The sequence below is a fragment of the Rhodococcus sp. NPDC058521 genome (genome assembly GCF_042719695.1).
Taxonomy (GTDB): Bacteria; Actinomycetota; Actinomycetes; order Mycobacteriales; family Mycobacteriaceae; genus Rhodococcus_F.
In genome coordinates this window covers 65,415-87,070 of the sequence record NZ_JBHXNL010000016.1, presented here as the reverse complement: position 1 = coordinate 87,070, position 21,656 = coordinate 65,415, and the positions used below count along the sequence as shown (strand labels likewise).

The window sequence follows — 21,656 nt, the reverse complement described above, 5'->3', positions numbered from 1 at the left end:
CGATGAGCACCGACATGGAGCCGCGGCGGGGTCGTCCGACGCGCGCCCAATGGACCTTGGCCGCGATCGTCGTGGCGTTCATCGCCTGCACAGCGACAGCGAAGGCGCTGAAGTTCGGAGGACTGGAACAAACCGCGGCCTTCTACATAGGAGTGCCCTTGGTTCTTGCCGTGGTGCTCGTCCTGTCACCCAACTCCGGGAATCTCTACGCGATGGCGTTGAAAGTGGTCACGATCGTCCTGCTGCTGTCGGTGCCGCTGCTCGGGGAAGGGTTCGTCTGCGTGCTGTTCGCAGCGCCCCTGTTCTACGGAGTCGCGTTACTCGTCGTCGGGCTAGTGAACCTGGTACGCAAGAGTGGACCGGATTCACGCTCTCGCGTCCTCGTCGTTCCCGCGCTCTTCGCCTTGCTGGCGATGGAGGGCGTCGTACCTGCCACGACCGTGGACGGCAACACCTCCGTGTCCGCCTCGACCATCGTCGACGCCGGGGCCGACGAGGTGTCGGCAGCCCTCGGTCGTCCACTGGCGTTCTCCGAGCCGACCGGAATTCTCGCCGCAGGATTTCCCCGCCCGCATATGGACCACGGTTCCGCACTCGAACCAGGGCAGCAACGGGTGATCATGTTCGACGGTGCTCACCACCGCACGCCTTTCGTGGCGGCACATCATTGGGGAACCGAGACTTCCGAGTTGGTGTTGCAGGTGGACGAGGTCGGCACCCATTCCGTTCGTATGCACGCCGTCTCGGACACCACGCCACTCGCGACGTGGCTTGCCTGGAAGTCAGTGGAGATCGGCTGGTTGGAACTGCCGGATGGGCGAACCCAGGTCACCTGGCAGCTCGATTACGAGCGAAAGCTTTCACCTTCGTGGTATTTCGGACCGCTCGAGCAATTCGTGGTTCAACGCGCCGCCGAGTATCTGGTCGGTTCGATCGACGTGCGGGCATGACCGTCGACATCGGGATCGAAGCTCAGCGTGGCTGCGCAGTCATGTTCCCCGTTCTGTTCGCTGCCGTGGCGTTCTTCGCCGGCCCGTCAACCGGCAGACTGCGGGGTGCGGCGTTCATGGCGACATTGTGGAATCTGATCGGCCTGACGATCGTGAATGCGATTGCGGTCGAGGTGGGATGGTGGTCCTTCGGTACTACCGGCCTGGAGTGGGCGGGGGTCCCCATCGACGTCGTTCTGGGATGGTCGCTCCTATGGGGCGCTGTTCCGGTTCTCCTCGGGCAATGGGTGAATCCGATGTGGGTGGCGGCTGTCCTGGTGGTCGCGGACCTGGCGGCGATGAGGGCTCTGACGCCATTGGTGGAGCTGTCGGGCAATTGGTACCTCGGCGAGATCGTCGCAGTCGTGGGGTGCCTGGTTCCGGCATTGGCGCTGGGTATTCTCACCGCAGGTAGGAAGGCGCTTCGCACCCGAGCCGGATTGCAGGTGATGCTGTTCACCGCGCTGTTGCTGTTCGCGCTGCCCACGGTGGCGTTTGCCGCAACGGGCAGCGGCTGGGGCCCTCACCTCGAAAACCTGGGTGGCCCAGTCGATCCGCTTCTCGCGCAGCTGGCGGTGGTCGTCGGAATCGTTGCACTTCGGGCGGTGCAGGAGTTCGTGAACCACGGAGGCACCCCGTTCCCCTGGGACCCGCCCACACGGCTCACGACTGTGGGCCCGTATGCGTATGTCGCCAACCCGATGCAGATTTGTTCGGTACTGCTTCTTCTCCTCGGTGCAATTGCCGTCGAGTCCTGGTCTCTGGCCGCCACCGCGGTCATAGCCGCAGTCTTCGGGGTCGGCATCGCGGCGTTCAGTGAGAAGAACGACCTCGCGCGCAGATTCGGTTCGGAGTGGATCGAATACCGTGTGTGGGTGCGTGATTGGGTTCCGCGATGGCGTCCAGCAGACACCGAGCACGCGAGGTTGTTCACCGCCCGTGGTTGTGAGCCGTGCTCGCGAGTCGAGATGTGGTTCCGCCCACGGTCCGCTTCCTCTCTCGCGTTCGATGCGGCCGAAGATCATCCGGAACCCTTGTCGCGGATACGGTACGAACGCGATGGCCTGGCCGAAAACGGCACCCGAGCAGTCGGTCTCGCCCTCGAACATACTCACCTCGGATGGGCAATCCTCGGTTGGCTGATGCGGGCACCGGGGCTGGCTTCGTTCGTCCAGTTGGTGGCGGACGCCACCGGTGCCGGCCCGCGGCCGCTCGGACGGGCACCACGTTCTTGAATCAGGCCACGGCCAACCGGGCCGCCGTGAGTCGACGGATGTACTCGCCGATCTCGGTGATCGCCCGAGTTGCCTCGGGAACGAAGCCTGCCGCCGCCTGGAACACGTGGACCTGACGCTGCCAGATCTGCAGCTCGCACGGGACACCCGACGCGGCGAGACGCTCCGCCATGAGTTCTGCGTCGGCGAAGGTCATCTCCTGCGAGCCGGTCTGGATAAGGGCCGGTGGCATGTCGACGAGGACGTCGTCCACGGGGGACACTGACGGCTCGGACCCGCTGCGTGCGTCGAGTTCCTCGATCATTGTCGACAGCACGGGGACGGCTCGGCGCGGGAACACCGCACATTGCGACGCATTCGGGTGGGCGACCTTGCGGCTGGGATCCAGATCGGTCAAGGGGGACAAGGCGACGTTGGCCGCAGGTCGAGGAAGACCCTGTCGCATCGCCTCGAGAGTCACGGCGAAGGTGAGAAACCCGCCCGCCGAATCCCCGGCGATCACGATGCGATCCGCGGTGTATCCGTGGGCGAGAAGCCAGCGGTAGCCGTCGACGCCGTCGTCGATGGCTGCACGCACCGGGTCGCGCGGAATCATCCGGTAGGCGACATTGAGGACGCGGGCGTCGGCAGCGGTGGCGATTCGCGACACCAACTGGCGGTGGGTGTTGATTCCACAGCACAGGAATGCGCCCCCGTGCAAGTAGAGGATGGCGCGGTCACCGGTCGATCCCGTGGGCTGGATCCATTCCGCTGGGCAGTGTGGCAGTTGCACCGCGCGGCGGGTGGTGCCCTTCATCGGAGGTAGGGTCCGTCCGGCGATGTCCACCAATTCGGCAGGCCAGGGGAGTCCAGGCCGGCGCGCCCAGGTGTCGAGGAACGGCTTGACCGTGCGTCGCAAGATGCCTGCCAGGACCTGCGCCTGTGGGGAGGTGCCCGCAAACATCTGGCGGGTAAGGGGAAACGGTGTGGGACACAGCTCGAATGCAGAGGTTGTCATCGCCCTCTCCGTTCTGGTCGTGTTGCCTATGATCGCCACCCAATTCGTTCTACGACAACTACATCGAATCCTGGTCCCCGGACGCTACGCCCGGGGACCGATTCGAGTGGCTGTCGTAATGGGAAAGTGATCGTTTTCAACCAAAATACGAGGTCGGGCGAATCTCGGTTACCGATTCGATACGCGCGGAGGGTGCGCTTGGACCGATTCTTCGTGCAGAAATTCGAGCAGTTGCCGTTCGGCAGAGACGAACTCGGGCGACGTTATCGTCGAAAGAGTTCGTGGTCGCGGAAGGTCGATGGTGACTTCTTTCCGGATCGTGGCGGGTCGGTTCGACAGAAGTACCACCCGGTCCGAAAGGTATACGGCTTCACGGATGTCGTGCGTGATCATCAGAACGGTCCAGCGGTACTGCTGCCAGACGTGCTGAAGCCAGTTCTGCATATCGGTGCGCGTCAAGGAATCCAGTGCGCCGAACGGTTCGTCGAGCAGGAGAAGGGGCAGTTCCTGTACGACAGTTCGTAGTACCGCTGCGCGCTGGCGCATCCCACCCGACAGCTGGGCCGGACGAGCGTCCTCGAACCCCGCCAATCCGAACACGGGGAAGAGCGCGCGAGCTCGTTCACGTGCCGCTTGCCGGGAGACCCCACGGACTTCGAGGCCCAAGGTCGTGTTGTCCAGAACCGAGCGCCACGGGAACAGCAGATCCTTCTGCGGCATGTACGCGCTCTTCGAGGGGCCGCGTCCGGCGGGCTCGACGGACTCACCGCCGATTGCGACGGAACCCGCGTCTGCAGAATCCAATCCGGCAAGGACATTGAACAGCGTGCTCTTACCGCAGCCGGACGGCCCGATGACGGAGACGAACTCGCCCGGTGACACGGTCGCCGAGATGTCGCTCAACACGGGCCGTGACCCGGCGCGCGTCGGGTATGCCTTGAACAGATTCGATATTCGTACTCCGGCACTGTCACTCACGACGACCCCTTTCGTCTCGTGCCCACGGCGCTGCCACCCCTTCGGCGGCAAACGTCAGGAGGTACAGGCACACGCTGATCACTGCGGTCACGAGCACGGCGGCGAGCACCAGGTCGGTGCGGAACGAGTTCTTCTGCATCGCCATGTAGATTCCGAGTCCCTCTGTCGCGCCGACGTACTCGGCGAAGACAGCGGCGACGACCGCGTACGTGATGCCGATCCGCAGCGACGTGAAGAAACGGGGAATCGCGGACGGCAACCGCACATAACGAAACTCCTGCCAGCGCGAAGCACCCATGCTTCGCAGCAGGGAACCGGCATCACGATCTGCGGCCGCGAAGCCTTCGATCAGACCGATCGTCATGGGAAAGAACGTCGCCAGGGCGATGACGAGAATCTTGGGCAGGAGCCCGAATCCGAACCAGATGATCATGAGCGGTGCGATCGCGATGATGGGGAGCGTCTGCGAGATCACGAAGAGCGGCAACAGAGCCCGGCGCAGCCACGGAGAGAAGTCGGCCGTGACGGCGAATACCGATGCGCACACCAGGGACACCGCGAACCCGAGCAGGGTCACTTCCAATGTGGCGGAGGCGTGTACGGCCAGGTTGTCCCTGTCCGACCAACCCTGTTCGATCACCCGTAACGGGGAGGGCAGTACTTGCGGTCGGATTCCCGACACCATGACGTACACCTGCCACACCGCCACCAGCACGGCGGCGGCGATCACCGCGGGAACTGCCACTCGAACCAGCCGCGACCCCTGCATGGCTGGAGCAGCGTCCTCGCCGGCCCGACGCATCGTGCGGACGGACATCAGGCCGCGGGCAGGTAGTCGTTGGTGAAGAACGTCGACCAGTCCGGTTCTGCGTCCAGAGGCGCGCCGTCCGGTCCTGTAAGAAGACCGTGGTCGAACAGGAACTTCGAGTAGCCGGTCCACTTCTCGACCGTCTGGGGACCGACTCGGCCGGTGTCGTCGCGCATGTAGTCCGCCGACAGCATTCGCTGGCTCTCGTACACCAGGTCTTCGTCGGTGAATGCGCCGGGATTGGCCGCGATCACGTCTTTCGCCGCCTCGTCGGGGTTGTCGGCCGCGAACTGGTAGCCGCGTTGCAGGGCCTCGACGAACTTGTGGGCCTGCTCGGGGTGTGCGTCCAACCACGGCCGATTCGCCTCGATGATCAGTGCGTACGCATCGGGGAAGCCGTAATCGGTGTAGTCGAAGTAGGCCATCGGGGTTCCGCGGTGCTCGGCCTCGATGCCCTCCCAGGCGAAGAAGGACACGGTGAAGTCGGCTTCACCCGAGTACACGGCCTCGTATGCGGACGTGCCGAGCGTGACCGTCTGGAATTCGCCCTTGCCCCCGTCGTTTCTGATGATCTGCCGCAGTGTCTCGATGCTGTCGGCGTCACCGAAGCCTGCGAAGATCTTTCCGTCGAGGTCACGGGGGCGAGTGATGCCCGGCCTGTCCGCCTTCACGGCTATTCCGGTGGCCCAGTGCTGCAAGGGCGCCAGGACGGACACCGTCTCCGCGCCGGCAGCCTTCGAGAACGTCGACGAGCTCTGAAACCCCACCCCGAACTCGGCGTTGCCGGAATCCACGAGGGTATCCGGGGAGGTGCTGTTGTACGGCAATACCTGCACGTCGAGCCCGGCATCTGCGAAATAGCCCTGCTGCAGAGCCACGTACAGGCCCGTGTGATTGGTGTTGGGCGTCCAATCGAGCGCGAAACGGATGGTGTTCGCCGACTGCCCGGTTCCGCAGCCGGTGAGAACACCCACGGCCGCAACAGCAACCGCCGCGACCACTGCGATTCGACGCAGCGTCGTCGCCCTCACGACGCTGGCCAGTTCTGTGGGTTCAGGGGTGCGTCCCAGAACATAAGTTCGTACCGCGCTGCGACGACGAACGCCTGGGTCATGGCATCGCGGACCGCATCGGTCGATGCATCTGCAGCCTCGTCGACGAGGGCACGCGCCTTGGCGACCTCGACGTGGAACTCTTCGGCGTCGTAGGTGGTCACCCACCGTGCGTACGGGTGGGCAGGGTCCGCTTCCAGCACCTCGTGTGCGCTCGCTGCGAGCCGCCGCCCGACGTCGGCGTAGATCCAGAAGCAGGGAAGCGCGGCAGCAGCACCTACCGCATACGGCTCGGTGGCGGCAGTCGCGGTCAGATAGGAGGTGTAAGCGAGGCACGCCGGCGTCGGCGCAGGCTCACGCTCCGAGGCAGGAAGGGTGCCGCTGGTGAGCAGGTCCTTGTGGAGGGCTGCCTCGACCGTTGCCGACTCCACGGCGGCGCCGGCCCAGAACCCGGCTGCATCAGCGGTCGGGGCGTGCGCGGCAACGATGGAAAGGGCTTTCGCGTACTCCGTCAGGTACAGCAGGTCCTGCTCTATATAGGTGCGGAACACGTCGAGCGGGAGGGTGCCGTCACCGAGACGCCGGAGAAACTCGAGGTCGTCTATTCCGGCGCGGACCACGCTCGCCGTATCCCACAGGCGATCGGTGAAACGGGGAGATTCCGTCACCTTCGTTCGGGCAGAACTGTTCACTTCTTCGACATCCCTTCGTCAGCATTACCTGAGCAGGTTCCCGGGTGTGATCTCAGCCCCGCATGTGCGGAGCACCCCGTGTCAGAACGTGGAGACAATAACAGTCCTTCGCTCGCACGCTCTCTCGCACGTCCCGGAATTGGTAGGTTTGCAGGAAGATTCCTGTACGCCTCGCGTTAGGAGATTCGCACGTGAAACCAGCCTCGTCCGACGTCACTCATGTCGTGCATACCCGCGATGGGGACGTTCGCGGATATGCTGAGAAGTCGGGTGAAGGCGCAGTGTATGCGTGGAAAGGCATCCCGTACGCGTCCCCGCCGATCGGGAGGCTGCGGTTCCGTGCGCCGGTTGCACCAGACCGGTGGGAGGGTGTGCTGGACGGACGCGAGTTCGGTCCCATGGCGCCACAGGCACCGAGCACCGCCGTCCCCATCGACGAGGATCTGAAGTACGACGAGGACTGCCTCTCGCTCAACGTGTGGGCACCTCTCCCGGACGGCAAGAAACGGCCGGTCATGGTGTGGGTCCACGGGGGCGCCTACTGTCTCGGTTCGTCGGCCCAGGCCATCTACGACGGACGTCTGCTCGCAGAGCGCGGCGATGTCGTGGTCGTGACCATCAATTACCGCGTCGGGCCACTCGGATTTCTCGACCTGTCGTCGTTCTCGACCGGAGACGAGGTCTTCGATACGAACTGTGGTCTCCGAGACCAGGTGGCCGCGTTCGAGTGGGTGCGGGACTGCATCGCGGACTTCGGCGGCGATCCCGACAGCGTGACCGCATTCGGTGAGTCGTCCGGCGCAGGTTCGCTGACGACACTCATGACGTGTCCCAGCGCAGAGGGGCTCTTCCATCGGGTCATCGCACAGAGCCCACCTGCGACGTCGGTGTACGGAAGTGAACGTGCGGCCAGCGTCGCGGAGCGCCTTCTCGGCATCCTCGACCTGGACCGCGACCGGGCGCAGGAACTGCGAGAACTGCCGATCGAACAGATCGTCGCCGCAGGGGACACCCTGGTGGAAGAGGTGCCGACCAAAATTCCCGGCACCTTGGCGATGGCGCCGGTGGTGGACCGGGACTTCGTTCCGAAGTATCCGGTGGCGGCGTTCCAGAAGGGACTGTCGCACCGAATCCCGTTGATCATCGGGTCGAACAAGGACGAGGCGTCCATCTTCAAGTTCATGAAGTCGCCGTTGTTGCCGGTGAGTACCGACGCGGTCCAGGAGATGTTGCGCGCTATTGCCGCCGATCACCCCGAACTGTCTGCAGCGCGCCTCGCCGACATCCTGTCCGCATATCCGGATCGGGCGAAACCGAGTGGCGCACTGGCCATGTCTCGTGACGCGGCCTTCAGGATGCCGGCACTGTGGGTGGCCGACGCGCACAGCCGTCATTCGCCGACATGGATGTATCGCTTCGATCATGCGACACCGATGTTGAAGGCCGCCCGGGTTGGGGCCGGGCACGCAACGGAATTGCCCTATGTATTCGGCAATTTCGGGACGCTGAACGTGGACCCGACCTTCTGGATCGGTGGACGCAAGGCGGCACTGGATGTGTCGGGTCGAATGCAGCGACGGTGGCTCGCATTCGCCGCACACGGGGTTCCCGCCGCTCTCGACGCCTCCAAGCACTGGCCGCCGTACGACGAGCAGACCCGAAACACCCTGCTGATCGATACCGCGGATGCCGTGGTCGGCGACCCGGATCAGGTACTGCGTGAGGCGTGGGGAGAAGAGGTCATGGGCTTCAACTGACAGCGTCGGTCTCGGGGTCGAGCCCCCGCAGGCTCGAGAATCCGAGGCAGACCAGTCCGAGGGCCACGACGGGAATGGCCAGTGCAAAGAACGTCGGTTGTATGCCGAGTCGGTCGAGCATCGGCCCGGCGAAGACGAATCCCAGCGGTCCGGCCGCGTAGGCCGTGGACGTCATCACGCCGACCACCCTGCCGCGCATGTGTTCCGGGCTGCGTGTTTGCATGGCGTAGTTGACAATCGGGCCCACCGGCCCGAACACGAAGCCTTGGAGTGCGGCCAGCAGGAGGATCACCCACAGGGGTGGGAGGAACGCCATCGCGACCATTGCGAACCCCAGAACGACGGCAGCCGCGATGAGCACCTTCCGGCGGGACAGATACGGAGCAGCAGGGCCGTAGGCCAACGCTCCCGCGATGCCGCCGATGCTGAGTGCCATGAGTACCGAACCGAGCTGTGCAGGTTTGCCCAGATCGGTGAAGTACACCGGGAAGATTACACTTTCGACCGGCATGTACAGGGCGACCAGGACCATGTCGACGAGCGCGATGGTTCGAAGCAACCGGTCGTTCCAGACGAACCGGAGGCCCTCGAGCGTGCCGTGCCAGATCGACGCGGGGCGGTTCTCCGGGGTCGGTCGCCCTGCATGTTCGAGTCGGATGAATGCGACCGCCGCGATCGACAGGACGAAACAGACTGCGGTGACCCACAAGGCGTTCGGTGCCCCCACCGCGGCGATGAGCACGCCACCGACGCCGGGGCCGACCAGATAGGCCACGTTGTAGTTCGCTTCGTACACGCTGTTCGTGCGATCGAGAGTCCAACCGGCGGCGCGTGTGGCGGCGGGCAGCATCGATTCACGGGCCGAGATGCCGGCCGGGTCGAAGAACGAACCGAGCGCCGCGAGTAGGGCGATAGTGGTGACCGTGAGACCGGTCGTCGCGGCCACGATCGGAATGGATGCCGCCGATACCGCGGACAGGGTGTCCGACACCATCGAGGTGCGGCGACGACCGAACAGGTCGACGAACGTCCCCGAGAACAGACTGGACAGAAGGAGCGGCAGGGTGGTCGCACCGGCGACGATCGCAGCATCGGAGGCACGGCCGGTGAGTTCCAGTACGAGCCACGGCAAGGCCACGATCACGATTCCGTTGCCGCTGGCAGAAAGCAGAGTTGCCAGGTTGAGCAGTAGCAACGGTCCGCGGCGCTGGGCCGTGTCCGCGGTGGTCACGGCGATTCCTCCCGATCGGTGGGTGAAATCGACGCTAGCAGCGGAGCTGGGCCCGCCGCGACGGATTCAATTCAGAGTGTGGTGCGCAGCAGCATCACGTTGTAGTCCGACCACGTGGTGGCCAGGAAATAGAGGTCCTGTCCCTGCGACCACGGGTGCATGTATGCACCGTAGACCTCGGGAACCTCTCGACTGCTCACCAGAACCTGCGGTTCGCCCCATCCGCCTTCGAGGTGATCGGAGGTCCGCATGACGATGGAATTGCCTGCGTCGGTGTACATCGCGATGAACTTGCCGAGGTAGTCGTTGTACTGAACCGACAACTCGCTGACCGGGCCGGGAATGACGGGCTTGGCGGCGCGAGGATCGTGCGCCACCCACTTGTCGCCGTTCCAGTACTCGTACTTGGAGAGATTGGTGATGTCGCCCTCGGGAACACGGGACAATCGTGCGTCGCCGTTCCGTCCCGACGGAGTTCCGAAGGCATAGACGAACCCGTCGTGCTTGACGTACGAGCCCATTTGGAAGTTCTCGTTGCCGGTTCCGGGGATGTTGGGTCGTGTCGTGAGGGGATCGACTCGCCAGTTCTCGCCGTTGTCGTTCGAGACGGCTATGCCGGAGGCGTTGGTCTCCCATTCACCCGGATGGCCCCAGTCTCGAACGGACATGTAGTTGATGTACTGCGTGGCACCGGGTCCCGAGCCCACCGATATGCCCGTGGTGGGGATGACCGTCTTCTCGATACCGGCCTGTTTCAGGCTGGGAATGATCTCCTTGGAATGGCCGGGGCGATCCTGGGGAGAATTGTCGATGTTCATCCCGTCGGACAGGATTCCGTCCGCACTGCGTAGGAGAATGTTGCTGCGCCAGTCGCCGACGAGCCCGCACAGCGGATTGGGGCTGAGTCCGACGGTGTCACCGAAAGCGGTCAAGACCTCGCCGCTTCCGTTGTCCCACATGATTCCCAGGTCCGTACCGAGGACGCTGAAACGGCCTAGCGTGTCGTTGGGACTGCGCGGACCGGTGATGTGAGAAACAGCGGTGGTCTTGCCGCGAAGCTCGGGGAGTCGACCGTCGCTGCCGTTGAGCCACGGAATCGGATTGGGACCACCCGCGACGCTGCCGGTCATGACGCTGCCCGCACTGCTGCCGCTACCGCCCATGCATTCCTGTGCACCGGCGGACGGTGCGGAGACCATCGTGAACGTGCACGTCGATGCGACCAGGACCGGAAGGGTGAGAAGGGTGATGCCACGAAACCTTTTCACGAGCGGGACCTCTGCTGTAGCGGTGTACGGGTTCGCGTCAGGGTACCAACGCCCGATGGCCCGAGTCCGAAGAAGCGGTAACGATCGTTCATCGGCGAGTCGGGTGGTCGGATGCCCGCTCTCAGAGGACCGCACCGGGATTGAGGATGCCGAGGGGGTCGAGTGCCGTCTTGATGCGCTCGGTCAGTGCCATGACGTCCGTGCCCACCTGATCGGGAAGCCAGGCTTTTTTGAGTCGGCCGACGCCATGTTCTCCGGTGATGGTTCCACCGAGTCCGATTGCAAGGTCCATGATCTCGCCGAACACGAGATGGGCTCGCGCGGTCATGTCCGTGTCTTCCGGGTCGAACACGATCAGTGGGTGCGTGTTCCCGTCACCGGCGTGTGCGATGACGGCAACCATCACGTCGTGTCGGGCTGCGATCTCCTCGATTCCCGTCACCAGCGCAGGCAGTTTCGGGACAGGAACGCCTACGTCTTCGAGCAGAAGGCTGCCCAGCCGTTCGACCGCCGGAATCGCCGCGCGTCGTGCGGCGGCGAACGCTTCGCCCTCCTCCGGGTCGTGGGTGGTGAACACCTCGTCGGCGCCGTTTTCGGTGCACGCGTCGGAGATTCGGGCGATCTCGAGTGCAGCGACGTCACCGGGGGCGTCGGAGCGGACGATGAGCATGGCTTCCGCTTCGCGGTCGAGGCCCATTCTCATGGCGTCTTCGACCGCTCCGATGGATACGCGGTCCATGAATTCGAGCATGGACGGTCGGAGGGTCCGGGTTATGGCAAGTACGGCGTCGGCCGCGGATTGGACGGAAGGAAACGGCGCCACCAGGGTGCACGAGGGGGGTTGCTGTGGGATCAGGCGCAGGGTTGCCTCGGTGATCACACCCAAAGTGCCTTCGCTTCCCACGAACAGCTTGGTCAGGGACAGTCCGGCGACCTCCTTGAGCCTCGGGCCGCCCAGGCGGACGGCGGTGCCGTCGGAGAGAACCACGCGCAGCGCGAGGACGTAGTCGGCGGTGACGCCGTACTTCACGCAACAGAGGCCGCCGGCATTGGTGGCGACGTTTCCGCCGATCGAACACATCTCGAACGAAGAAGGATCGGGTGGGTACCAGAGGCCATGCTCGGCGGCGGCATTCTTGACCTCGACGTTGAGCAGACCGGGCTCGACGACCGCTACCCGTGTGACGGGGTCGATCTCGAAGTTCCGCATGAGTTCGGTGCTCAGGACTATGCAGTCGGCCACGGCGGTCGCGCCGCCGCTGAGCCCGGAGCCGGCGCCGCGCGGTACGACCGAAACTCGGTTCGCCGTGGCCCAACGCATGACGGCCTGGACGTCCTCGGTGTTGCGAGCGCGGACGACCGCTGCGGGCAGGACCGCATCCGGGTCGCGAGCCCAGTCCTGCCGGTACGACTGCATGATGTCCGGGTCGGTCGTGAGTGCTGCGTCGGACAGGGCCTCGCGGAGGCTCGCGAAGCGGTCTGGTTCGGCCGTCATCGGCTACTCCTGGTCCGGGGCGAGCGGTTATGAAGTGGGATACCTCACAGTACAGAGGGTGTCGAGACCGAAATTCTTGGTCGAATGTCCAGCTGTCGATCCGATCGACGGGTGGGGCGAAACGTGCTTCGACCAGCAAAATTGGCCGAATCAGAACGACTGTTCGGTTTTATGCTGCTCCACTCTTCAACGGCGTCTCAGATAGTGGGAAAGTGTCGAACTTTTTTTCGGCACAGGAAGGCTTGGCCCGGAGTGTCGACTGTTCGATGTATACGCGCTGGTCGCGACGGTGAATTGGGGCCGACCACAAGGTGAATTCAGGTGTAACTCAGGTCACAAACGTAACTCTGTTACCTGATCGTTTCGGCGACGCAATTCAAATTGACTCTTCTACCGGTTAGCGTCTCAATCGTCGAACAGAGGCGAAGCGTTACACCGAATCCGAAACTTCCTCGATTTGTGAGGGACATCACTTCGAGCTTGGTGTCACGTGCCAACCACGGAAGGACCGCACTGATGATTGCTACGACCGGTGATGCCCACAGCTACGTGTCGGCGATGTTTTCGGACGAGTTCGTGGATGGCGGCGTCGACTACGACATGATCGAGCAAATTCATCGCGGCGACTTCGACGAATGGTTGTTCGCCGTTGCGGGTTCGGGCCTGTTCACCAACTCCGAGGTTGCCACCATGGAGCGTGAGTGGCAGCAGAGCCCCAAGGCATTCCTCGACGCCCTCCTTGCCGAGGCGGACGAGATCACCCGCAAGCGTTGCAACGTCACCTGGGCGGCGCTCGATCGCGTCGCACCCATCGCCGAGCCCGCTCCGGTCGCCGTCTTCGGCTGACCTACTCCACATGGACTCCGTCGGAGTCGACGACGATCGCCTCGTCGTCGGTGAGAGTCCGGTATTCGATTCCCGCGGCACGTAGCGCGGCAACCGTGTGGCCCGTTTCCGTGAGGTCACCGAGGACCGGAACGCTTTCCGCCGCAGCCGTTGAGTCGCCCGCGCCCGTGTCGGGGAAGTGCGGCACTATGGAGAAGTCGACGAAACCCAAGCCGTCCCACAACGGGTCGACACGGCATGTGGGGCGCACCTCGGCTGGATCGTCACTCGAATCCAGACCTACCAGCGTCGGTGCGGCCACGCACGCTCCCGCGCTGTAACCGGCGTACACGAGCGAGTTCTCGGCGACGCGTCGACCGATCACGGTGTCCGCTCCGCTCCGCGCCAATTGCGCACGCAACACGAATGTGTTTCCGCCCCGGACCCACACCGCCTGGAACGGCTTCAACCGTTCGGCCAGCGAGTCCGGATCTCCGATGTGATCGCGCAGATCGACCTCGCGGGCCTCATATCCCATCCGCTGCAGCGGCACGACATCGCTGACGACTCCGGACGCCCGAGCGCTCGCCGGCCATGCATCCGCTGCCGCAGCGATGACAGCTATCGCCGAACCCTCTTCCGTCAGGTCACGAAAACGCTGTGGCTTCGAACCGAACCTGTACGAGGACAGAAACAGCTTCATCGCATCAGATGGTGAATGCGAGGTTGTCCACGATGGACGTTCCGACCACTGTGTCGCCGTCCAGTGTGATGTCGGATCGGTGATCGCGAGCGAACGTGCGGCCTCCCGCGAGTCGCGTGAAGAGCCGTGCGTCCATCCCGATCGTCACGGTGGCGGGCGACGGAAGCTCCGACACGACGGAAGCGCGCTCGTCGACCGACACCAGGATCCGGCACGCCATCGGTCCGGACAGCGCGAACACGACACGTGTTCCGGTTGGCGCCTTCGCCTTCTTGCCCACGGCGTAGCCGACCAACGCGATCAGTTCCTCGAATGCGACCTCGGAACGAAGGCCTGTCTCGTCCCGAGTCCGATTCAATGCGTCATCGATGTCGAGTTCGTGCATCCAGCAGTCGAATACGCGGATACGCATGAACCGGGAATAAGGGGCAGGGCCTACCGGAGTCGTGGTTTCGGCCTCGAAATCCTCGTCCGACATGGCAGCAAGATCCGACCGTCTGCGCGCGACGATCTCGCGGAAGCGTTCGAGAAGGGCCGCTCCGGATTCCCCGCGGAGGCCCTCCACCCACTCCTCGTTGAAAGCGCCGATCTCGTTGTGCACGTGGGGAAGAACGCGAACGTCGATGCTCGTGTGCGGGGGAGCGATCCCGGCGAGCAGCGACTCGGTTCCGATGATGTGGGCGGCAATATCGTGAACAGTCCACCCGGGCAGCGAGGTCGGGGCGTACCAGTCGTCGGAGTTCAATCCGGACAGGACGTCGTCGAGGCTATTCCACTGCTCGAACAACGCATCCAGAACTGCGGTGCGGTTCATTCCGTCTCCTGATTTCTGTCGCAACGCGGGCACCTCGAGTGTGCGCCCTCGGTCAGGAACGCCCCACACTCGGGGCACACTCGGTCCAACCAGCACACGGGGTCACCACCGAGATCGGCCTCGTGATCCTCGAACGAGTCGGGTGAGCTCACGGGAGCTGCCGGAGAAACTCCGCCAGTACTTCGGCGTGGCTGTGCTCCACGTCCTTGGTAGCGGTGAGGAGTACGAGTGGGCGGCCGTCGGCAAGGTCGAGAACCCGGTCCACAGCGGTCTTCCCGTCCTTGCTATCCAGCTCGGACAGATACTTCTTCTTGAACTCCGAAAACACGGACGTGTCGTGCGAGTACCACTGTCGCAGGGCCGGTGACGGAGCGAGATCCTTCGCCCAATCGTCGTAATGGAAAGCGTCCTTGCGCATCCCGCGCGGCCACAAACGGTCGACGAAGAGGCGCAGGGCGTCCTCGTCGGTGGGGTGGTCGTAGACACGCTCGACGGTCACGGTCGGTTCACTCATCGCTCCACACCTCCGTTGCTTTTACCTCAGAGTACGTCCACGCACCATGTGAGCGGTCTCACATTGATGTGGGACGAGCTGTGAGAACGCCTGTTCGGACTCGATTCAGACAAAGTCGAATGCGAGATGTCGTTAGAACCTGAGGTGAGGTCTGGCTATCATCATCGGAATTCATTTCGAGAGGCGGTTCACATTCCGCCGGTCGCAGGATGGTTGCCGCTCGTCGCGGCCCAACCACCGTCAACCGCAGGAAGTCGAAAAATGGATACATCGGAGAGCGTGGCTCAGCCGCGCCCGACGGTCGGCGTCGTTCGTGAAACGGGCGAGGGCGAGCGTCGAGTGGCATTGGTGCCGAAAGTTGTGGCACCGCTGATCGGCAAAGGCTTCGACGTGATCGTCGAAGCCGGAGCAGGGGTGGACGCACTGATCCCGGACGAGGCGTACGCAGAGGCGGGAGCGTCCATCGGAGACCCGTGGTCGGCCGACGTCATCGTCAAGGTGGCGCCCCCGTCGGCACTGGAGGTGTCGAAGTTCAAGTCGGGTCAGAGCCTGATCGGATTCCTCGCACCGAGAAACGAGGACAACAGGATCGCCGACCTGACGTCGGCCGGCGTCGAGGCCTTCGCGGTCGAGGCGATTCCTCGAATCTCTCGCGCACAGGTGATGGACGCACTGTCGTCCCAGGCGAACGTGTCCGGTTACAAAGCCGTACTGCTCGCAGCATCGGAATCGACGCGATTCTTCCCGATGCTCACCACGGCCGCCGGAACGGTCAAACCCGCCACCGTCCTCGTTCTGGGCGTTGGTGTCGCAGGTTTGCAGGCACTCGCCACGGCGAAGCGCCTCGGTGGTCGCGCAACGGGATACGACGTGCGGCCCGAGGTCGCCGACCAGGTGCGGTCCGTCGGTGCGCAGTGGCTCGATCTCGGTATCGATGCCGCCGGCGAAGGCGGATACGCCCGTGAACTCACGGACGAGGAACGGGCCCAGCAGCAGCAAGCTCTCGAGGACGCGATCAAGGGCTTCGACGTCGTCATCACCACGGCGCTCGTACCGGGAAGGCCGGCGCCCCGTCTGGTGACGGCGGCAGCGGTGGAGGGCATGAAGCCGGGATCGGTCGTCGTCGACCTCGCCGGCGAGACCGGTGGCAACTGCGAGCTCACCGAGCCCGGGAAGACCGTCGTCAAGCACGACGTCACCATCTGCTCGCCGCTCAACCTGCCGGCGACGATGCCCGAGCACGCGTCGGAGCTGTACTCGAAGAACGTGTCCGCACTGTTGGAACTGATGCTGGTGGACGGCAAGTGGGCACCCGACTTCTCGGACGAGGTTCTCGCCGGGGCGTGTGTCACCCGTTCAGTGGAGGGTGAAAGCTGATGTACACCGAATTGCTGGCGAACATCGCCATTCTCGTCCTGTCCGGTTTCGTCGGATTCGCGGTGATCTCGAAGGTCCCGAACACGCTGCACACACCGCTGATGTCCGGTACCAACGCCATTCACGGCATCGTCGTGCTCGGTGCGCTCGTCGTGCTCGGCAAGGTGCACGACCCGCACTGGGGGCTGCAGGTCATCCTGTTCGTCGCTCTCGTGTTCGGAACGATCAACGTGGTGGGCGGATTCGTGGTCACCGACCGCATGCTCGCCATGTTCAAGTCCAAGCCTGCTGCGCCTGTCGCTGCTGATTCGGCTTCCGATGCGAAGGGTGGCGATCGGTAATGGAATACCTCGTCAATTGCCTCTACATAGTCGCGTTCGCGATGTTCATCTACGGTCTGATGGGTCTCACCGGCCCGAAGACCGCTGTGCGCGGGAACCAGATCGCTGCCGTCGGTATGGCCGTTGCGGTCATCGCGACCCTGATCTCCGTCCGTGACGCGGACATGTCCAACTGGATCCTGATCGTGGCCGGCCTCGTTGTCGGTGTCGTGCTGGGTGTTCCACCCGCACTCCGTACGAAGATGACGGAGATGCCGCAGTTGGTGGCGCTCTTCAACGGTGTCGGTGGTGGCACGGTCGCGCTCATCGCCTACAGCGAGTTCCTGGATTCGGACGGATTCACCGCGTTCAAGCACGGTGAGCAGCCGACGGTGCACATTGTCATCGCGTCGCTGTTCGCGGCCATCATCGGCTCCATCTCTTTCTGGGGCAGTGTGATCGCCTTCCTGAAGTTGCAGGAAACACTTCCCGGTCGCCCCATCGGAATCGGCAAGCTGCAGCAGCCCCTCAACGGACTGCTCCTGATCGGTGCCGTTGCGCTCGCCGTCGTCATCGGTCTTAAGGCGATCGATCCTTCCGGTGGTACGAGCCAGTGGTGGATCGTCGGCGTCCTTCTGCTCGCCGGAGTCCTGGGCCTGATGGTGGTGCTGCCGATCGGCGGTGCCGACATGCCGGTCGTCATCTCGCTCCTGAACGCACTCACCGGTCTCTCCGCCGCAGCCGCGGGTCTCGCACTGAACAACCAGGCGATGATCGTGGCCGGCATGATCGTCGGTGCCTCGGGTTCGATCCTCACCAACCTGATGGCCAAGGCGATGAACCGTTCCATCCCGGCGATCGTGGCGGGCGGATTCGGTGGTGGCGCTGCCGCTGCAGTTGCCGGCGACGGGGTTGCGAAGACCGCCAAGTCGACATCGGCAGCCGACGCTGCGATCCAGATGGCATACGCCAACCAGGTGATCGTGGTGCCCGGTTACGGCCTCGCCGTTGCGCAGGCCCAGCACGCCGTCAAGGACATGGCCAAGCTGCTGGAAGCGAAGGGTGTCGAGGTCAAGTACGCGATTCACCCGGTCGCCGGTCGTATGCCCGGTCACATGAACGTGCTGCTGGCCGAGGCCGACGTCGAGTACGACGCCATGAAGGAAATGGACGACATCAACGACGAGTTCTCGCGCACCGATGTCACGCTGGTGATCGGCGCCAACGACGTCACCAACCCGGCGGCGCGCAACGATCCGTCGTCGCCGATCCACGGTATGCCGATCCTCAACGTGGACCAGTCGAAGGCAGTGATCGTGCTCAAGCGTTCGATGAACTCCGGCTTCGCCGGGATCGAGAACCCGCTGTTCTTCGCGGACACCACATCGATGCTCTTCGGCGATGCCAAGAAGTCCGTCGGTGAGGTCACCGAGGAGCTCAAGGCCCTCTAGACACCTGTGAGTGGTTGACGAGTCCAGGGACTCGTCAACCACTCACGGAGGGGTCAGTAGCGGCGACGCGAGAGGGCGATTGCCGCGGTGTCCGGTCGGAGCTCTTCACGCTTCGCGGCACTGGGGGAGTAGAGCATCACAGTCGAGGCGATCATCCACCACACGGCGACTATCACCACGCTTGCGACGATCCCGATCGGCGACATCGGTTGAACGAGAGTGCTCGCGCCTGCAAAGCCGAGTACGAGGACGAAGCCGAGACCGCGAATGGCCGGCACGTACTGCTTGGCCGCCACGAGTAGAGCCGAGCTCAGAACCGCGGCAACGGCAACCAGATGTCCGCTGGGCAGGATCTCGCTCGGCGAGCCCGCTGCCCACGTCTGAATCGCGGCGGACGTGAGGTTCGCCCCGACGCTGAGAGTGAGTACCGCCCCCACGCCATAGGGCAGGGTGCGGACGATCGCCACCACGGCAATTGCGGTGGTGGCAACCAGCATCGAGGTGACGTCGACCAGACCTATCGCGGACTGGGCGAGCGGTTTCAGCTGTTGGGGCAGAGCGATGGGACTACTGGTGGGGCGGACGGCATAGAGCGCAAAAAGGGCCACCGCGCCCACCACTGCCAAAGCTATCCGGCGAGCGCTGTGACGCAGTCTTGTCTCCGTGCTCGTAGTGGAGTCGATTGCAATCACGCGCTCTATCATCCATCCAAATCCTGAACGGACAATGAGACGGAACTGTGATCTACGTCCGAGTGGATCGCAGTTCTCCGGACCGTGCCTGCGCCCGCTGCGGCGGCGAGAACACAGACGAGCGGGACGACCATCGCGACTGTCAGCGGAACGGCGATCGTGACCCAGCCGATGATTGCCGGACCGGCGAGAAATCCCAGGTAGCCGAGTCCGACGACCCTCGACATGTTGGTTCCGGCGGACCCGCTCCCGAGGTTGCCCGCGGTGGTGAATATCTGCGGCACGGTCCCGGACAGTCCGATGCCGAAGAGGGCCCATCCGGTGAGTGTGATGAATATCTCGCTGGATGTGATGATCAGAATCAAGCCCGTCGCTGCGATGAGCGCGCCGTACCGCACGATTGCAACCGGACCGAGCGCGCCGGCCACTCTGTCGGCGGTCAGTCGGCCGAGTGTCATCGTCAACGAGAACGCACCGAACGCGAGTGCTGCGGTGGAGTCGTTCGTGCCCAGGTGGTCCTTGACCTGAAGAGTGCTCCAGTCGTTCGCGACACCCTCCGACAGCATGAGGACGAAGGCGAGTGCACCGAGCGCGAGCACTCGGGCGGAGAAACGCCCATGGGCCTGTTCGGCAGGTTCCGCTCGGTGGGCGGGCTCGCGACGGACGAGGAGAAGTCGAGTGAAAGCGGTGGTGGCGATGATGCCCGCGATCGCTGAACACGCAAGTGTCGGCGCGGGACCGACGCCCACGCCGAGCGTTGCAGCTCCGACCACAGAGCCCGACACGCCGCCGATCGAGAACAACGCGTGGAACGCCGACATGATCGGGCGTCGATACCGTCTCTCCACTTCGACGGCCTGCGTGTTCATCGCGACATCGAGGCTTCCGTTCGCGAACCCGAACAGCACGAGAGCGAGCCCGAGATGCCAGGCCTGGGTGGCGACCCCCGGGCCGACAGCGGCGACGGAAAGTAGAACCGCTGCCGCGAAGACGAGCGTGCGGCTACCGAATCGGTCGGTGAGTGGTCCGCTGACCTGCATACCGCCGATGGCTCCGCAGGCCAGCAGCAGCAACAGTGTGCCCAGGGTGGAGTGGCTGATCCCGATCTTGGACTCGATGGCAGGGATGTGGACGACCCACAGTCCGAGCAGGAATCCGTTCACCCAGAAGATCCCGAATACTCCGGCTCGCGCGCGTCGGAGAAGTTCGGCTTGGTGCGTAGTTTCGGTATCGGTCACGCGATCACAGGTGCGCCATCAGATGGGCGGGATCGTCGAGCATGTGCCCGATGGCGGCGAGAAAGCGGGAGGCTTGCGCGCCGTCGAGTACGCGATGATCGAACGTGAGAGACAGCGTCGTCACGTCGCGCACGGCAACCTCTCCTTCGTGAATCCAGGGCCGTTTCGATATCAGTCCCAAGCATAGGATCGCGGCCTCGCCCGGATTGAGAAGGGGCGTTCCGGTGTCCATCCCGAAGGGCCCGATGTTGGTGATCGAGATGGTTCCACCCTGGAGGTCTGCTGGTGTGGTCCGGCCGGCCCGGGCGGTTTCGACGAGTTCGTGGATCGCGCGGCACAACTCGGCGAGAGTTGCGTTCTCGGCGTTCTTCACATTGGGGACGACGAGGCCGCGGGAAGTCGCCGCGGCGATGCCGAGATTCACGTAGCGGTGCTGCACCACGTCCTTCTCGGCCTCGTCCCACGCGGCGTTGACCTCCGGCATATCGCGGAGCGCGGTGACCATGGCCTTCGCGACCAGTGTGAGCGGTGTCGGTGAAAGACCTTCGAACGCGTCGAGGTGCCGGATTCGGTCCAGTAGCTCCATCGAGCGGGTCACGTCGACGGTGAGGAACACGGTCACCTGGGGCGCGGTGAACGCACTGGTCGTCATGGCGGCGGCCATCTGCTTCCGTACGCCGGCGTTGCGAACGGTGGATGCCGTGGTTTCGGTGTGGGAGCCGAGGCTGTCGAGATCTGTCACGGTCACGGCGCCGCCCGGACCGGTCCCTCGCACCGTGGTGAGGTCGATGCCGCGTGCACGCGCTGCCGCGCGAGCGGCCGGCGAGGCATCGGGACGAGCGGGGTCGACCGTACGAGGGGTGGGTGCTCGTCGTCTGCGGCTCGGGGGATCGGCGCCGGGCCCGTAGCCGACCAGCACCTGATGGGTATCGGACTCGTCCGGTCCGGGGTCGGCCGAGTCGTCCGCCGCGATGCGAATGATCGGCGTGCCGACGGGAACCGTGGTGGATGCTGCCACCAGAATCGCTTCGACGACTCCCGAGTACGGAGAAGGCAGCTCGACCAGAGCCTTTGCGGTTTCGACCTCGGCGATGACCTGATTGAGTGCCACCCGATCCCCGACGCCCACCGACCACGAAACGATCTCGGCTTCGGTGAGACCCTCGCCGAGGTCGGGCATTCGAAATTCGTGCGCCACGAGTGCTCCTTCCGATCGCGTG

21 protein-coding genes and 1 riboswitch are annotated in these 21,656 nt (G+C 64.1%); of the genes, 7 read left to right on the top strand and 14 right to left on the bottom strand.

The window, feature by feature from the left end:
- Window positions 1–2: 2 nt before the first annotated feature.
- Window positions 3–950, top strand: a complete 948-nt coding sequence (locus tag ACFWO3_RS19985; RefSeq protein ID WP_378581008.1) for a hypothetical protein — start codon at window positions 3–5, stop codon at window positions 948–950.
- Window positions 947–2,224, top strand: a complete 1,278-nt coding sequence (locus tag ACFWO3_RS19980; protein WP_378581007.1) for a methyltransferase family protein — start codon at window positions 947–949, stop codon at window positions 2,222–2,224. The genes ACFWO3_RS19985 and ACFWO3_RS19980 overlap by 4 nt, the downstream gene beginning before the upstream one ends.
- A gap of 1 nt (window position 2,225) precedes the next feature.
- On the opposite strand, the gene ACFWO3_RS19975 is transcribed toward ACFWO3_RS19980, so the two are convergent.
- From ACFWO3_RS19975 to ACFWO3_RS19955, 5 genes are all read right to left on the bottom strand, one after another.
- A complete protein-coding gene (locus ACFWO3_RS19975; protein WP_378581006.1) occupies window positions 2,226–3,221 on the bottom strand; it encodes an alpha/beta hydrolase in 996 nt (331 codons plus the stop codon).
- A gap of 168 nt (window positions 3,222–3,389) precedes the next feature.
- Entirely contained in the window at window positions 3,390–4,199 is an 810-nt protein-coding gene (locus ACFWO3_RS19970; protein ID WP_378581005.1) for an ABC transporter ATP-binding protein, read from the bottom strand.
- Entirely contained in the window at window positions 4,192–5,001 is an 810-nt protein-coding gene (locus ACFWO3_RS19965) for an ABC transporter permease (RefSeq protein WP_378581033.1), read from the bottom strand. The genes ACFWO3_RS19970 and ACFWO3_RS19965 overlap by 8 nt, the downstream gene beginning before the upstream one ends.
- 14 nt (window positions 5,002–5,015) lie before the next feature.
- Window positions 5,016–6,038 carry an ABC transporter substrate-binding protein gene (locus ACFWO3_RS19960; protein WP_378581003.1) on the bottom strand — a complete coding sequence of 341 codons (1,023 nt, stop codon included), beginning with the start codon at window positions 6,036–6,038 and terminating at the stop codon, window positions 5,016–5,018.
- On the bottom strand, window positions 6,035–6,751 hold the full coding sequence (locus tag ACFWO3_RS19955) for a TenA family protein (protein ID WP_378581002.1): 717 nt from the start codon (window positions 6,749–6,751) through the stop codon (window positions 6,035–6,037). Before ACFWO3_RS19955 ends, ACFWO3_RS19960 begins: the two co-directional genes overlap by 4 nt.
- Window positions 6,745–6,840, bottom strand: a riboswitch (TPP riboswitch). It overlaps the preceding gene by 7 nt.
- A 102-nt stretch (window positions 6,841–6,942) precedes the next feature.
- Between ACFWO3_RS19955 and ACFWO3_RS19950 the strand changes: the two genes are divergently transcribed.
- Window positions 6,943–8,508: a carboxylesterase/lipase family protein gene (locus ACFWO3_RS19950; protein WP_378581001.1), complete on the top strand. Its 1,566-nt coding sequence runs from the start codon at window positions 6,943–6,945 to the stop codon at window positions 8,506–8,508.
- Here the strand turns inward: ACFWO3_RS19950 and ACFWO3_RS19945 are convergent.
- The 3 genes from ACFWO3_RS19945 to ACFWO3_RS19935 form a co-directional block, all read right to left on the bottom strand.
- Entirely contained in the window at window positions 8,501–9,739 is a 1,239-nt protein-coding gene (locus ACFWO3_RS19945) for an MFS transporter (protein ID WP_378581000.1), read from the bottom strand. The genes ACFWO3_RS19950 and ACFWO3_RS19945 overlap by 8 nt on opposite strands.
- Before the next feature lie 71 nt (window positions 9,740–9,810).
- Window positions 9,811–10,938, bottom strand: a complete 1,128-nt coding sequence (locus tag ACFWO3_RS19940; protein ID WP_378581032.1) for a DUF4185 domain-containing protein — start codon at window positions 10,936–10,938, stop codon at window positions 9,811–9,813.
- A 190-nt stretch (window positions 10,939–11,128) separates the two neighbouring features.
- Window positions 11,129–12,502, bottom strand: a complete 1,374-nt coding sequence (locus ACFWO3_RS19935; protein ID WP_378580998.1) for an FAD-binding oxidoreductase — start codon at window positions 12,500–12,502, stop codon at window positions 11,129–11,131.
- Between the two features lie 516 nt (window positions 12,503–13,018).
- On the opposite strand from ACFWO3_RS19935, the gene ACFWO3_RS19930 reads away from it, so the two are divergent.
- Complete coding sequence (locus ACFWO3_RS19930) at window positions 13,019–13,348, top strand: hypothetical protein (protein ID WP_378580996.1); 330 nt, start codon at window positions 13,019–13,021, stop codon at window positions 13,346–13,348.
- A 1-nt stretch (window position 13,349) separates the two neighbouring features.
- On the opposite strand, the gene ACFWO3_RS19925 is transcribed toward ACFWO3_RS19930, so the two are convergent.
- From ACFWO3_RS19925 to ACFWO3_RS19915, 3 genes are all read right to left on the bottom strand, one after another.
- Window positions 13,350–14,030, bottom strand: a complete 681-nt coding sequence (locus ACFWO3_RS19925) for a Type 1 glutamine amidotransferase-like domain-containing protein (protein ID WP_378580995.1) — start codon at window positions 14,028–14,030, stop codon at window positions 13,350–13,352.
- A 4-nt stretch (window positions 14,031–14,034) separates the two neighbouring features.
- Entirely contained in the window at window positions 14,035–14,844 is an 810-nt protein-coding gene (locus ACFWO3_RS19920) for a maleylpyruvate isomerase family mycothiol-dependent enzyme (protein ID WP_378580994.1), read from the bottom strand.
- A 148-nt stretch (window positions 14,845–14,992) separates the two neighbouring features.
- Complete coding sequence (locus tag ACFWO3_RS19915; protein WP_378580993.1) at window positions 14,993–15,358, bottom strand: DUF488 domain-containing protein; 366 nt, start codon at window positions 15,356–15,358, stop codon at window positions 14,993–14,995.
- 261 nt (window positions 15,359–15,619) lie between these two features.
- Between ACFWO3_RS19915 and ACFWO3_RS19910 the strand changes: the two genes are divergently transcribed.
- The 3 genes from ACFWO3_RS19910 to ACFWO3_RS19900 are packed head-to-tail and all read left to right on the top strand — an operon-like array spanning window position 15,620 to window position 18,506.
- Window positions 15,620–16,735, top strand: a complete 1,116-nt coding sequence (locus ACFWO3_RS19910; protein ID WP_378580992.1) for a Re/Si-specific NAD(P)(+) transhydrogenase subunit alpha — start codon at window positions 15,620–15,622, stop codon at window positions 16,733–16,735.
- Window positions 16,735–17,076, top strand: coding sequence for an NAD(P) transhydrogenase subunit alpha (locus tag ACFWO3_RS19905; protein ID WP_378580990.1), 342 nt, complete (start codon window positions 16,735–16,737; stop codon window positions 17,074–17,076). The genes ACFWO3_RS19910 and ACFWO3_RS19905 overlap by 1 nt, the downstream gene beginning before the upstream one ends.
- Window positions 17,076–18,506 carry an NAD(P)(+) transhydrogenase (Re/Si-specific) subunit beta gene (locus ACFWO3_RS19900; protein ID WP_378580989.1) on the top strand — a complete coding sequence of 477 codons (1,431 nt, stop codon included), beginning with the start codon at window positions 17,076–17,078 and terminating at the stop codon, window positions 18,504–18,506. Before ACFWO3_RS19905 ends, ACFWO3_RS19900 begins: the two co-directional genes overlap by 1 nt.
- A 53-nt stretch (window positions 18,507–18,559) precedes the next feature.
- On the opposite strand, the gene ACFWO3_RS19895 is transcribed toward ACFWO3_RS19900, so the two are convergent.
- Genes ACFWO3_RS19895 through ACFWO3_RS19885 form a run of 3 tightly spaced genes read right to left on the bottom strand, consistent with a single transcriptional unit; the run spans window position 18,560 to window position 21,634 of the window.
- A complete protein-coding gene (locus ACFWO3_RS19895) occupies window positions 18,560–19,198 on the bottom strand; it encodes a hypothetical protein (RefSeq protein ID WP_378580988.1) in 639 nt (212 codons plus the stop codon).
- A gap of 8 nt (window positions 19,199–19,206) precedes the next feature.
- Window positions 19,207–20,436, bottom strand: coding sequence for an MFS transporter (locus tag ACFWO3_RS19890; protein ID WP_378580986.1), 1,230 nt, complete (start codon window positions 20,434–20,436; stop codon window positions 19,207–19,209).
- 4 nt (window positions 20,437–20,440) lie between these two features.
- Window positions 20,441–21,634 carry a dihydrolipoamide acetyltransferase family protein gene (locus ACFWO3_RS19885; RefSeq protein ID WP_378580985.1) on the bottom strand — a complete coding sequence of 398 codons (1,194 nt, stop codon included), beginning with the start codon at window positions 21,632–21,634 and terminating at the stop codon, window positions 20,441–20,443.
- Between the last annotated feature and the right edge of the window lie 22 nt (window positions 21,635–21,656).